Raw genomic sequence first — 12581 nt, forward strand, 5'->3', positions numbered from 1 at the left:
CGCATGTCGGCTACTTCTTCCACCAGACCAGGCGGCAGCGGCTCTTGAAGGTGGCCGAGGCCGACTGACCCGGCGCGATCAGGAGAAAGGCGTCGATGACGACCGAATAGGTCACCGATGCCTCGTCGCCATCGTCGATCGTGCTGTTCCTGATCGTCCAGGTTCCCGTCTGGTTGGAGGATGGCTGGATCAGCCGGCTCTCGATCACCTCGCCATTGCGCAGCAGCTTAATCTCCCCGCCGATCTGCGAGTTCGAATTGCTCCTGGCCAGTTTCATCTCGATGTTGGTGGACACGAACACCAGATTGGCGGCCTGGTTGTTGATCGTCGCCGAGGCCAGGGTGATCGCGGACCAGCTGCGGTTGCTGTCGAAGGTGCGGTCGCCATAGAGCTGGCGCTGCTCGGTCACCGCGCCGAAGGCCAGCGCCGGCGAATCGATGCTGCCGGCCTTGATGTTGTCGGCCGTCAGTTCCTTGATGAAGGCGTTGTTGAGGTAGTTCGTGCCCGGCTGAAACAGCGCCAGCACATCGCCTTGCTGATTGGCAAAGACTATCTGGTCGGCGACGAACCGCCAGCGCGCGCCGGTCGCGCCGACGTCGAGGAAGGCGCCGCCATAGCGCCAGGCGCTGCCGGCACTGACCTTGCCCTGAATGGCGTAGCTGACGGCATAGCCCGTTGGCCCCACCTCGGCCTTCCACTGCATCAGACCTTGCGCGCTGCCCTGCTCGGCATAAGCCGAGACGAAGGTGAGCGCGCTCGACACCGCCGAGACCTGGCCGCCAAGATCGGTGACCTCGCTCCGCGTCTCGCTGAGCGCCAGCGCCTGCCCGGCGATCAGCCCCTCGGCATCGTCGATCCGCGCCTCGACCAGCGTCATGTCATAGGCCAGCGCCGCGTCGGCGCTCACCCGCTCGCCGCTTTCCTTGACGATCAGCGCCTTGGTGCGGCCGAACTGCTTGATGAAGGCCTGCCGGTCGACGATGTCCTCGATGTTGGCCGAGCCGACATTGGCGGCCAGGAACTCGACCTGCCGGCTCAGATCGTCCAGCCGCTGGCTGCCGCGCTCGACAAGATCGCGAACCTCTCCGCCCAGGTTGGCGACCTGCACATTGATCGGCGCCGCCACTTCCAGCGTCCTGAAGCGGGTCGCGGCCGACCATGCCACGGCGCGGCCATTACTGACCCGCAGACGCGTGCGCACGAACCAGTCGGTGAGCGAGGTCAGGCCCTCGCTGATGAAGGTCACCGACACGTCGGCGGTGACGATCTTGGTGAACACCTGCGTCGGGTCGTTCGCGGGCCAGTATTGTATGTCGACGCCCGCCACGCTGATGTCGTCGACCGCGTCCCACACCAGGCGCGCGCCGGCCATGTTGCCGGCACCATCGGCCTGCACCAGAATGGGAACGGCCTTGAAGTTCTGGACTTGCGACAGCCACTGCGGCGGATCGATGACCACGATGTCCGGCGGCGTCGTCTCATAGGCTGTCGGGTCGAAGACGCCGTTGCTGATCTCCTGCAGTGACACGGTGATGTCCCGCACGCCATCGGTGTTGTGCCCGCCGAGCTGGCGCGTCAGCACCTGGTAGGTGCGGTCGCCATATTTGGCGCTGTTCCACCGGATCCAGCGCCCCTCCTTCACGATGTCGAGGAAGCGGGGATGGATGGTGTTCTCTGCCGAGGCCTGATAGCGCGCCCCGCGGATGGCGATGTCGGCCAGGCGATCAACCTGGCGCACATCTGTCACGGCATTGAACGGAATGGCGCTGGCCAGTGTCTCGCGGTCTTCGGCGAGCGCACCGGAATCGATGCGGGTAGCGGCTGGCGGCATCTCGTAAAAATCGTCTGGCGAGACGTAGGACGCCGCGACGGTGTTGATCAGCTCGGGGCGCCTGCGCTTCTCGGTGAAGCGAAGCGGCGCGCCGACCTTGATGTCATCGTCGGTGATGGTGGCAACGATGGCCTGCGGCGCCCCGGCAATCGGGAATTCGCCATCGACGCGCTCGACCCACGTGCCGCACATCGCTTCGAGGATCGGCGTGATGTTGGCGTCGTGGTTGGCGCCGGGGCCGTCCTTGGCGATGGCATGCGCGCGGTAGCGGCGCGAGCCGTCCGGCATGGCCTCGTCGCAGATGTTGGCGGCCAGCGTCCATTCGGCCAGCGGCAGGCGACTGGCCCGCACACCCTTGCCAACCATGCGCTGCGCGCCGTTGAAGAAGCCGCGTTCAAGATTGTAGAGCTCGACGACCGGGTTGTCGGAGTACGCCCAGGTCGACTGGTCGTTCCAGCGATGCGGCCCGCTGCCGCCGACCGAGCTATCCTTGCGCCAGTCGTAGAGCGGTGCGCCCTTGACCTCGAACAGCAGCTTGGCCGGCGAGGTCAGGCCGTCGCCCTGCTTGCGCAGCTCCGAGAACACCACGGCATAGGCAACGCCGGCGCCGCGATGCTTGGCCGTCCAGCGGCTCTTCGGCCGCGCATTGTTGACCAGTGTCGGCTCGGCCGCCTGATCCATGGTGCCGAGGAAGAACTTGACCCTGACATTGTCGTGGTCGTCGTTGCTGGTGCCCTCATTCGGCACCAGCCAGTAGCCGTTGGCGTCCTGCTGGGTCAGCGTGCGCCACTTGCCGTTGTAGCGGACGCGCGGCACGCCGGTGATTCGGAAGTTCGACAGGACATAGACGTCCTGAAACAGCCGCCCGCCGGAACCGTAATTATTGCGGTAGATGTGATGGCCTTCGGTGGCGCAGGTGCCGAGGATGACCGAGCGCGGAATGTTTGCGCCGTATTGCGTTTCGAGCTGGGCGGCGCGGCTCTGGCTCTTCTGCGGAAATGCGCGGCCGAGCGCATACTTGATCGCCAGGCCGAACGCCGCCTGCGCAATGCCGGCGAGAATGGGGCTGGCTGCGGCCCACGCGGCAACGCTCGCCGCCATCCCGCCGATGGCAGCGGCTAAAGGTGCTAGAAATGGCATGGATCTATGCGCCTACCTTGTAAGCCTGGTCGATGTCGGTGACCGGCAGGAACGACAGCCCGTGCGGCTGCTTGATCGCGAAGCCGGAGCCGCAGACGAAGCCGGCGACATACTCGCCATTGATGGTAACGACGCCGACGTCGCCGCGCCGCGCCGACAGCCGGTTGACCGGCTCGAGGCCGAGGAAGGTTTCGAAGACGTCGCGGACGTTCTTGCAGCCGTTCTGGCGCATCTTGCGAGCCGCGCCGGCTTCGGTCTTGTAGCGGCCACGGAACGCCTGGAACGGATCACCGCCGGTCACGGCCGCGATGGCGTCGCCAACGGTCATCAGGCAGTCGGACACCCCCCATTTGGGGGCTATCGCGAGGTGCCGCGTGGCGACCACCTCGACCGCCCGATCCCAGCCGTCAACTCTCGAACTTGTAATTGAAGAACTCATTGCGAAGCCTCGCGGCGTGCTCGAAGAACATGTCTCCCGGTGACACCAGCTGCTGGTCCTCATGCGAGGCGAAGCGGTAGCCTTCCCGGAAGTTGTCGATGGCGCCGGTCTCGATCTGCGCCTCCAGCCACGCCTCGCCGCCTTCCTCGCGGTGGTCGATGACGTCGACATAGCCGTAGAAAACCGGCTCGGCGTGCAGGAAGGCGCTGGTGTCCGGGTCGAAATAGAAATCGTAGAGCGTGACCGGACGGCCCTTGTATTCCTCCTGCTCGATCAGCCGGAGCTTGTCTGGCGTCAGGCCGAAGTCGGCGCGGGCCGGGAGCCGCATGGTCAGCGGCTGCGCCGCCGTGCCCAGCGCATAGGGCGGCTCGTCGATCGAGATCAGCGTGTTGCCGTTGTAGGTCAGCCCGTCATAATCGATGCTGCCCTTGCCGGAGAAAAAGCCATAGATGCCGGTGCCGAACTCGAAGCGGACGGCAGAGGCGATCTTGCCCCTGCCTTCGTTGAGCAGCTGCTGCAGGCGCGCCGGGAAAGCCATTACTTCGGAACCTCGATCAGCTGGAAGGACGCGACCGGGAACGGCGCCATGCCCATCTGGAACGACCCGGGAACCAGCCGCGTGTTCAGCTCCGGGTTCTTGAACCGCACCGCGGCACCGGGCGCGATGTAGGAGGCGATCGGCTGGTCGAGGGTGAGGGTGAGCGTTGTGGCCGCCGCTGTCGCGCCGACCAGAACCTGCGTCATCTGCCGGTGGTCGCCGCTGCGGAAGGAAATCAGGTCGCCGGTGGTCAGCGTCAACCCGGGCGACACATTGTCGAGCCTGACCTTGGCTCCGTCCGTCACCAGGCCAAGCACGCCGGTGGCGGCAATGTGCGGGTGGTCGGGTTTGCCCCAATAGGCCTGCGGCAGACACATATGTGTCGGCCTATAGACGATCGTCTCCATGCCGTCGCGCGCCGAGCTGACAAACGCCTGCAGCCGCAAGGCTTCGTCGGCGCGCATCGGCACGGTCTGCATGTCGACCGTCCAGAACGGGTCTCCCTTTTCCATGAATGACGTCGCCCGGTTGCCGTAGCGCGACATGCTGACGGCGCGCTGCAGCTGCGGATAGGACGCGAGGAAGCGCACCGTGGCAATGAGGTCGATCATGGCAACTACGCTCCGTAGCCGCGGCGGTTGACCTCTCTGAGATCACGCGCCGCGCGATAGGCCGAGCCCTTGTCATACTGGGCCAGCCCGGCCTTGACGTTGTTCTGCGACACTTCCTCGATGAACGGCTTCAGGTTGCCGTCCGCCGAGCGTGACCAGCCGACCGTGACATGGATGTCCTGCCTGGTGCCACCAGGCGATTGAGCCAACAGCCCCGGCGCCTGCGGCAGGATCACCTCCGGCACACTGCCAAGCATGTCCGCAATTCGGCTGTTGGGGATGACCTGGGAACCGCGCGGCAGGTCGACCAACTCGGGACCTTCCTCGCCGACGATGGCCAGCCCTCCCTTGTGGTTGTTGGTGCCCTTGGCCAGAAACGGCAGCGGCGCAGCCGGTGCCGGCGGGAAGTAGTTCCCACCACCGCCGAAAAGGCCGCCAAACAACGAACCCAGAAAGCCGCTTCCGCCACCATTGGCCAGCGCGGCAAAGAAGTCGGCATAGGCGCCCTTGCCGGTGAGGGCCGATTTGACGATTTCGATGGCCAGCCGCTTGAAAGCGTCCGCGGCGTCTTCCGTGCCAGAGATGACTTGCCCGAGCGCGTCGACAGCGTCCGAAGACATCTGCTGAATGCCATCCTGAAAATCCTTCTGGGCCTTGTTGGCGGCTTCCTGCGCCTCCTTCTCCCGCTCGATCTTGATGATCAGGTCTTCAATTGCATCTCGCTGGTCCTGCGTCGCCTTGGCGCCGACACGGCGCAGCTCGTTGGAGATGCGCTGCACCGTACTGGATTTGCCGATGATGGACAGCTCGTGCTCCAAATCGGAAATCAGCGCCTTTACCTCGTCGCGCTTGGAGCGGGCTGACTCGGCTCTTTTGGCCTCATTCTCGATCTGCTTTTGCAGCGCTGCGGAATGGCGCTGATAGGCATCCGCTTCGGCCGCCGCCCATTCGTCGATCGCCTTGCCACGCGCCTCATAGGTGGCCCTTTCCTCGTCTGTCATCGTCTTGAGTTCGGCGGCGCTCGCCTTCCACAGTTCGCGGGCTTTCTCGATCTTGCCCTTGGTGTCGTCGTACGTCGTCCCGAGGATGGAAAGCTTTTCCTGTGCCGTCAGATACGCCTTGCCGGCCTCCTCGGCTGCCTTGGCATTGTCCTTGATCAGGTCGGTGGCAGCGCCCCACTGCGCCAGGCGTTCGCCGGTCTGGACCTTGGCGAGTTCGGCAACCTCCTTGTGTCCGCGCTCGATCAAGGCCTCCATGTCCCTCTCGAGTTTGGCTTTCTTGGCTTCAAGTCCCGCGATCAGGCCTGTTGCATTTTGCGAAATAGCGCCTTCCTTGCCCGCTCGGATGTTCGCAATCCTGTCTTCGATGGCGACGATCTGCCGGTTCAGATCGACCACGTTGATGCCGACGTCGATCTCGATTTTGCGCATGCGCTCCGCCCTATCGGCGAGATTCTCTAAGCCGTCTGCAATCGAATTGATCGCTCCCTCGACCGGTCCTTGGATGAGCTTCCACCTAGCCATCTCCTCAAGAAACCGAACCGCCGCGTCCTTTGCGCGGGTGAAAGAGCCGGCCAAGCCCTTGCCCTGCTCGCCGGCTGTACCGCCCAGGCTGTCGGACAGGATCTTGATCATCTCCGACTGGTATCCGGCGACGTCGCCGACCTTGCGCATGCCCTCGACCAGGTCGAGCTGAGCGTCGGTCAACTGGAAGCCGGCCCGCTTGAGGGCGGCAAAGCCCTGGATAGGATCATCGATGGCACGGGCGATCTTGTCAGCCCATTCACGCAGATTGCCGCCGTAGACGGCCACCATGTCGGACGAAAGCTTGATGACGCCCTTGAATCTCTCGCCGGAAATATTGGTGTAGGTAGCAAGCGCTGCCGCGGCGGCGTTGATCTCGTTGACGGCAATGCCGGTGGAATGCTGCAGCTCGCCGGCAAACTGATTGATCTGAGTGGCCGTCAAGCCGGCCGCACCGCCGGCGGCTTTCAATACGGCGTCCAAGCGCCGGAAAATGCGGTCAGCCTCGGCAGCAGAAGAAATGCCGGCTCCGAGCCCGAGGACCAGCGCCCCAATGCCGGCGGCGGCGGTGAGACCCGCAGGCCCGAGCGCCGAGATCCCGGTGCCGAGCGGTCCCAGCCGGCCGGAAAGCACCTGCGCCCGCATTTCGAAATCACGGAATACGGCCTTTCCCACGCCCGACATGGAGCCGTCTATCCGTCGCCCCATATCATGGAAGCGCCGCTCGATCTCGCGCGTCGACTTGCTGGTATCGCCCTCCAGTTTCCTGAGCGCGCGCAGCATCTGCCGATTGTCGGCGGAGATGGAGAGGACAAGCTCTTCAAGGTCTTTTGACATTTTGGATACCTAAAGGGGGATTCGTGGCAAAGCTGCATAGCGACGCGTAAGATGCGGCCGCCTCACCCGTATCTCTCCAACAGCTTCGCCATCTCATCCTCGGTCGGAGCATCGGGCTTCTGCTCGCCGCCATGCATTTCGTTGAACATGTCGCACGCTGCGAAGAACTCGGTAATCGTCGCCGACCAGAAGACCGCCGGGGGCCAGCCGAGAGGCCCGACTGCCGTTTTCAGCCAGTCGCGCCAGGGAAAGGGCTTGTCGTCGCCGCCTCGCCGGCGGCTTCGCCTTTTCCCGCGCCGTCGCCGAGGTGATGATCCAGTGCCGCCGCGAAGGCATCCTTGCAGGCGCCGAAGTGATGCAGCTTCAACTCGCGCAACGCGGCGGCAGCATCGCCCTTCACGGTCAGATGCTTGATGCCGGCGACGGTCGCCGCAGGCTCGACCCCGAACAGACGGGCATAGAGCTCATAGAGCGACCGGCACTCGATCGCCGTCGAGAGGGCCGCAAGCCGACCGATCTCGGCCGCGATGACCAGATCGACGGAGCCGATGCGCAGGGCGACTTCGCCCCGCGCGCCATTGACGGAATGCTCCATGATCACTCTTCCGCGGTAAATTCGAGCGGGCCAGCGGCGGAAAAGGTGGCCGAGAAGTCCATCGTGCCCTCGTCTTCGCCGGACAGCTCGAAATTCGAGACCATCCACGGACCTTCATATTCGCCGTCGCCAGGCACAACGACCTGCGCGTTGAACACGGTGGTGGCGCGCACGTGATCCATGAGAATCTTCTGTGTGGCGCCGCTGACGAATTTGCCCGAACCGCTGAAGGTGCGGCTGCTGATGCCCGGTTCCGACGTCTTCTGCACGGGGCCGCCCGGATTGTTGCAGTCGGGAATGGTCGTATCGACCTCGTTCGCCGACATGTTGAAGCTGCGGGTTTTGAGACCGCAGAGATTGGCGAAGGCCTCGGTCGGCGTCTGCCCATCGCCGATGCGGATGAGCAGCAGCCTGCCTTTCTGCTGTGACATGGTGGTTCCTTTCAAGGATGAGATGCCTTGCCGAAGGGCGAGACGGCTGGTCAGGCGTTCGTCTGCACGATTGCCCGGAACTCGACCACCGCGTGACCTGTCAGTCCGTCTGGGTCATAGAAGACGCGGGTGCCGCGGTGCTCCAGCGTCACCAGCTGGTTCGACGACAACGGCAGCGGAAAATCATGCAGGGCAACGGCGACCTCATGCGCAATGGCGCGGGCGTCCTGCAGCGGGTCGAGGCCGTCACGTGTCCAGACATGCACGTTCAGCGAGACCTCTTCGCCGCTGATGCAGCTGGCGTCATCACGCACGCCGAAGGTGTCGAAGTTGGCGATGTGCGGGAACGCCGCGCCCTCTGGCGCGCGATACCACACCCGGTTGCCGATCAGCGCCGAGACGTTGACAGCCTTCAGCAGCCGGTCGCGCGCAAACAGCACGAGCTCTCTCTGTGGTGCGGCCATGCTACTTGCCTTTCGTCTGGCGGACGGCACGGTTGATCGCGCTCGCCACCTTGCGGCGGATCGCCTTCTTCTTCGCCCGATAGGTCGGAAAGATGTGCGGCTGCGCCGGCATGCGGCCAGACGACTTGCCGGTCTTCTTGACGGTGCGCTCGGCCGTGCCGAACTCCAGCCACCGCCATTTGAAGTCGGCGAACACGCCGGTCGCGTTCGGATCCTTCGTCGAGCTGACGCCGATGACGGCCTTGCCTGGATTATCGGCGATGCGCCCGCCCTTGATGCTGGCGCGATAGTCACCCGCGTCGTCGCCCTCTCCGATCGGTGCGCGCGCCTCGATCGCGGCAGCTAGATCTTCGGCCGCCTCGAGCTGGGCGGCTGCGGTCATCTGCTCGATCTCCGGCACGAGCTGGCGCAGCCGCTTGGTCAAGGCCTCCCGGCCCATGAACTTTGCCTTGATCGCCATCAGCTCGCCACGCCGTGCTCGACCAACATTTCCAGCCACTGGCGCTTGCCGTCAGGATCGGCAACGGTGCGCACGTTGAAGATCCGCGTCTCGTTGCGGGCATCGACCAGGCGCCACCCGGTGGTGATCCGGCGGGTCTCGCTGCTCTGGCGCACCGTCACGATGTAGGGCTGCACGCCCTGCAACCGGCCGGCAACGACAGCCTCGCCGCCGTTGCGCGGCTGAAACCCGGCCCGCACAGAGAACTGCGTCGTCCAGCTATCCCCGCCTGGTACCGGGTTGCCGAGCTCGTCGGTCGCCGGCCCCTTCACCTGGCAATGGATGCGCTCGCGCAGCATCCCGGCCCCGCGCATCATGCCTGCGTCTCCTTCTGCTTGCGCGGCCGCGTCACCTTCTCAGCCTTGCCGGCCGCAATCGCGGCTGCAGCGCAGGCGCGCGTGACATTTTGGACGGGTGGCTGGATCGTCTGCGACCAGGCGCGATTCGCTTCCGGTGGCGACCACCTGAAGACATCGGTGAAGCGAACCCACATCAGACGCCGGGCCTTCGATAAGGGCCGATCAGTGCAGCCACGCCGAACGGCATTTCGTTGACCATGTTGCCAACATTGACCGCGGCACTGTTCTGATACCAGTTGCTGACCATGAGCATGATGGCGGCCTTGATCGCCGGCGGCACTGTGCTTGTCGATTCATCGCCGGTCGCGTTCCGATAGCCGGCCTTATAGGCGATGCTGACCGAGCCGGAGATAGAGACACCGCCGGCGAGCTCGACGCGCGCCCGGCCGCCAGCATCGACTTTGAGCGCATAGTCGTCGACCTCGACCGTCACAGCCTCGCCGGCCTCGTCGATATGGGATACGGCCGTGATCGAGATCACCGGGCCGAGTGGCAGTGGCAGGCATCGCGCGAACACCTCGAAATCCTGCCGCCACTCCTGCTCGACCAGGCAGCGGCCGAGAATGCCGGTCCAGCCGTCGAGGTGGTCAACCGCCGCCGCCAGATAAGCTTCGATCAGGGCATCATCATCGTCGTAATCGACGCGCAGATGCGCCTTGGCCTCGTCAAGTGAGACGGGCAAAAGGGCCGGGGCGGTGACGCGGACGGGTGCGAGCATCAGCCGGCGCTCTTGTTTTTCGGCGCGGCTTTCTCGGCCTTATTGGCATGAGCCTCGTCGACCTTGTTGGCGAGAGCGTCTTCGGCCTTCTGCCGATCTGCCGTGGCTTCCCGCTCCAGTTTCTCCTTGGCTTCCGCCTCCTGGACGGCCACCGCCTGGGCGATCTCCTCGGGCGTGCTGCGCGCGGCATAGCCCTGCGGCGGATAATTCTTGGCCAGATACCCAGCCGCCACATACGCGGCCACGGTTGGACCATCGTCCCGGAGAGTGGCGGCCTCTCCGGCCGTCGCGCGCAGCACCCCATTTTTCACCAGATGCGCAACGTCGCGCTCCTCTGCCTCGCGCTGATCACCTTCTTCGTAGAGCTTGTCGCCGATGTGCCGGCGCAGAACGTCATATTTCATGGCAAGCCTCTCTTGGTTCATGGGAGGGGCGGCGTGATCGCCACCCCTCGTAATGGGCGGAACGATCAATCGCCGGGGGCTTCGGCCGCCGGCTGCACGTTTCCGTAGATGAAGGCCTCGGGACGGTAGACCGCCAGCGCCAGGCGTTCTTCGGCGAGGATCGTCACCTTGTTCCTGACGAAGTCGTCGTTCTGGAAGCCGACCTCGATCCGGCTCGCCCACTGGTCGAAGATCTGGGCGCCGAGGCGGAACGCGCCGGTGAGGAACTTGCCGACCACGATGGCCTGGGTGGACACCACCGGCAGGCCCCAAAGCGTCGGCTGGGTCGTGCCTTGGGGATTGCCGATGATGTAGCGGCCTTCCTTGTCCTTCAGCGTCTCAAAGGACGCCCAGTCGATCGGGTTGAGCACGTGACCGGTGGCCGGATATTCGGCAAGCGCCGCCTGAAGCTGGGCGATGCGCAGCGTGTCGATGCCGGTGACCGGCGTCGGCGCGGTGTAGCCGGTCGGGAAGGCGTAGGCGGTCGCCTGCGGGATGATGCCGTGCAGGTTCTCGCCGGTGCCGTCACCGTTCAGCAGCTGAGCTTCCTCGACCAGTGCCAGGCCGTAGAGCAGGCGTCCGTCGATCATCGAGCGGATCTGCGCGAAGTCCGACAGGATCTGCTTGGAGGCGCGGAACCAGTGCGCGATCACCTTCGTCGACACGTCCTTGTCGGTGAGCTTCAGGTCCGACTGCGGCTTGAGGCCGCCTTCCGCCACAGGCGCGGCCGCATTGTTGAAGCCGGTCTCCTGCACATACTGGATCAGCGGGCTGTCGGTGTTGCCCGGCGTCAGCAGGTCGCGGATGGTCAGGCGACGCTGCGGCAATTCCAGCACCCCGGCCAGGCGGTTCGGGGCGATACCCGCGCCCGCGCCACCGTCACCGGTCGCGGCCGTGGTAATGTCGGCCTTGATCGGCATGCTGGCGCTGGCGCCGCTGCGGGGCGAGTCGGAAAGCGCCTTCAGCTCAGCGCATTCGATGAACTGCTGGCCGAACGACTTGCTGCCTTCGCGACCTCCCAGGTCGACACGAGCGAGCTTCTGCCCCATTTCGGCAAGCTGCTCGGTCAGGCCGTTCATCTTGATCAGCGCCTCGTCGGCCTGCTCCTTCAGCGACTTCGAAAGCTCCTCGCCGGACTTGGCCTTGCCGAGCGCGTCCTCGGCAATTGCCTTGACGGCATCGACCGAACGCTGATGCTCAGCCTTGATCTCGGCGGCAAGCTCCGCCGCCGACTTGGTTCCGGTATCGTCGGGAGGCGCGAAGAAGATGCGCGGGCCGATGGTCGAGGCGGCCAGCCGCGCGATGCCGCCCGCGCCGACGGCGGCGAGTGGCGCGAGCCCGGCGAGTGCGGATGGATCGATGGCTCCGACAGCAGCATAGGCGCCGCCGGCTGTGAACACGCCGATGGCAGCGATCACCGCTACCGCCAGCATCGTGGCGATATTCGTCTTCATGGCAATGTCCTTTCTGGACAATGAGGGGAGGATTAGCCGCGCAATGCCTTCAGCAACGCGACCGCATCATTCGCCTGATCGCCCTCGGACTCGCTCCGAATGGCCTTGGCATAACCGACAGAGGCGATCTGCACGGCCATGCTTTTCGGGACGCCTGCCTCGCGCAAGATGTCCTCGAATTCCTTGATCGGCATGGGATCGCCATCGCGCAGCCGGCGGGCGAACTCATCCATACGTTCAGATTTGACGGCGGCGACGCTCGCGCGGCGGTTGGCCGGAAACGACACGACGCTTATCTCCATCAGGTCCAGTTCCTTCAGGCGGCGAAGATTGCCGTCCGGTTCGGCCTTGATCTCGCGGTAGCCGATCGACAGGCCGCGAACCGCGCCGGCCTTCAGCAGCGCGTAGACCTCCCGGCCGCGCGTCGTCTCCAGCACCAGCCGGCCGGTCCCCTTCAGCCCCTTGGCATCTTCGGTCAAATCGTCCCAGACCCCGATGGGCTCATTCGGGTTGTGTTGCCACAGCATCAGCGGCTTGCTCTTTTCCTTCGTATGGCGCGACAGGCTCTTGAGAAACGCGCCCGGCTCCACGATCTCGCCGTAGCTGTCGGCATTGCCGAAGATGGAGCCGTAGCCGACGAAGGTTCCTTCGTCCGACACATCCTTGACGTGCAGGGCAAAATCCTTGGTTTTCATGATC

Annotated in this window: 15 protein-coding genes; all 15 read right to left on the reverse strand. The window is 64.7% G+C overall.

Annotation, left to right across the window (positions count from 1 at the left end; all coding sequences use genetic code 11):
• Nucleotides 1–10: 10 nt before the first annotated feature.
• The gene (locus AC3A4H_RS19345; protein WP_487768165.1) at nt 11–2971 is read right to left on the reverse strand and encodes a phage tail protein; all 2961 of its coding nucleotides are present in this window, start codon (nt 2969–2971) and stop codon (nt 11–13) included.
• Between the two features lie 4 nt (nt 2972–2975).
• The gene (locus AC3A4H_RS19350; protein ID WP_487768166.1) at nt 2976–3410 is read right to left on the reverse strand and encodes a DUF6950 family protein; all 435 of its coding nucleotides are present in this window, start codon (nt 3408–3410) and stop codon (nt 2976–2978) included.
• On the reverse strand, nt 3379–3948 hold the full coding sequence (locus AC3A4H_RS19355) for a hypothetical protein (RefSeq protein WP_487768167.1): 570 nt from the start codon (nt 3946–3948) through the stop codon (nt 3379–3381). The genes AC3A4H_RS19350 and AC3A4H_RS19355 overlap by 32 nt, the downstream gene beginning before the upstream one ends.
• Complete coding sequence (locus AC3A4H_RS19360) at nt 3948–4559, reverse strand: hypothetical protein (protein ID WP_487768168.1); 612 nt, start codon at nt 4557–4559, stop codon at nt 3948–3950. Before AC3A4H_RS19360 ends, AC3A4H_RS19355 begins: the two co-directional genes overlap by 1 nt.
• Nucleotides 4560–4564: 5 nt before the next feature.
• Complete coding sequence (locus tag AC3A4H_RS19365) at nt 4565–6919, reverse strand: phage tail length tape measure family protein (protein WP_487768169.1); 2355 nt, start codon at nt 6917–6919, stop codon at nt 4565–4567.
• Nucleotides 6920–7148: 229 nt separating this feature from the next.
• The gene (locus AC3A4H_RS19370; RefSeq protein WP_487768170.1) at nt 7149–7514 is read right to left on the reverse strand and encodes a hypothetical protein; all 366 of its coding nucleotides are present in this window, start codon (nt 7512–7514) and stop codon (nt 7149–7151) included.
• 2 nt (nt 7515–7516) lie between these two features.
• Nucleotides 7517–7945 (reverse strand): phage tail tube protein, encoded by a 429-nt coding sequence (locus tag AC3A4H_RS19375; RefSeq protein WP_487768171.1) that lies wholly within the window; start codon nt 7943–7945, stop codon nt 7517–7519.
• A gap of 50 nt (nt 7946–7995) precedes the next feature.
• A complete protein-coding gene (locus AC3A4H_RS19380) occupies nt 7996–8409 on the reverse strand; it encodes a DUF3168 domain-containing protein (RefSeq protein WP_487768172.1) in 414 nt (137 codons plus the stop codon).
• A gap of 1 nt (nt 8410) precedes the next feature.
• Nucleotides 8411–8869, reverse strand: coding sequence for an HK97-gp10 family putative phage morphogenesis protein (locus AC3A4H_RS19385; protein ID WP_487768173.1), 459 nt, complete (start codon nt 8867–8869; stop codon nt 8411–8413).
• The gene (locus tag AC3A4H_RS19390) at nt 8869–9225 is read right to left on the reverse strand and encodes a phage head closure protein (RefSeq protein WP_487768174.1); all 357 of its coding nucleotides are present in this window, start codon (nt 9223–9225) and stop codon (nt 8869–8871) included. Before AC3A4H_RS19390 ends, AC3A4H_RS19385 begins: the two co-directional genes overlap by 1 nt.
• The gene (locus AC3A4H_RS19395; protein WP_487768175.1) at nt 9222–9401 is read right to left on the reverse strand and encodes a hypothetical protein; all 180 of its coding nucleotides are present in this window, start codon (nt 9399–9401) and stop codon (nt 9222–9224) included. The genes AC3A4H_RS19390 and AC3A4H_RS19395 overlap by 4 nt, the downstream gene beginning before the upstream one ends.
• Nucleotides 9401–9985, reverse strand: coding sequence for a head-tail connector protein (locus AC3A4H_RS19400; RefSeq protein ID WP_487768176.1), 585 nt, complete (start codon nt 9983–9985; stop codon nt 9401–9403). Before AC3A4H_RS19400 ends, AC3A4H_RS19395 begins: the two co-directional genes overlap by 1 nt.
• A complete protein-coding gene (locus AC3A4H_RS19405; RefSeq protein WP_487768177.1) occupies nt 9985–10389 on the reverse strand; it encodes a hypothetical protein in 405 nt (134 codons plus the stop codon). The genes AC3A4H_RS19400 and AC3A4H_RS19405 overlap by 1 nt, the downstream gene beginning before the upstream one ends.
• A 65-nt stretch (nt 10390–10454) precedes the next feature.
• A complete protein-coding gene (locus AC3A4H_RS19410; RefSeq protein WP_487768178.1) occupies nt 10455–11882 on the reverse strand; it encodes a phage major capsid protein in 1428 nt (475 codons plus the stop codon).
• Between the two features lie 32 nt (nt 11883–11914).
• Entirely contained in the window at nt 11915–12577 is a 663-nt protein-coding gene (locus tag AC3A4H_RS19415) for an HK97 family phage prohead protease (protein WP_487768179.1), read from the reverse strand.
• Between the last annotated feature and the right edge of the window lie 4 nt (nt 12578–12581).

It is taken from the genome of Pseudaminobacter sp. Soil_N_29, assembly GCF_057656055.1.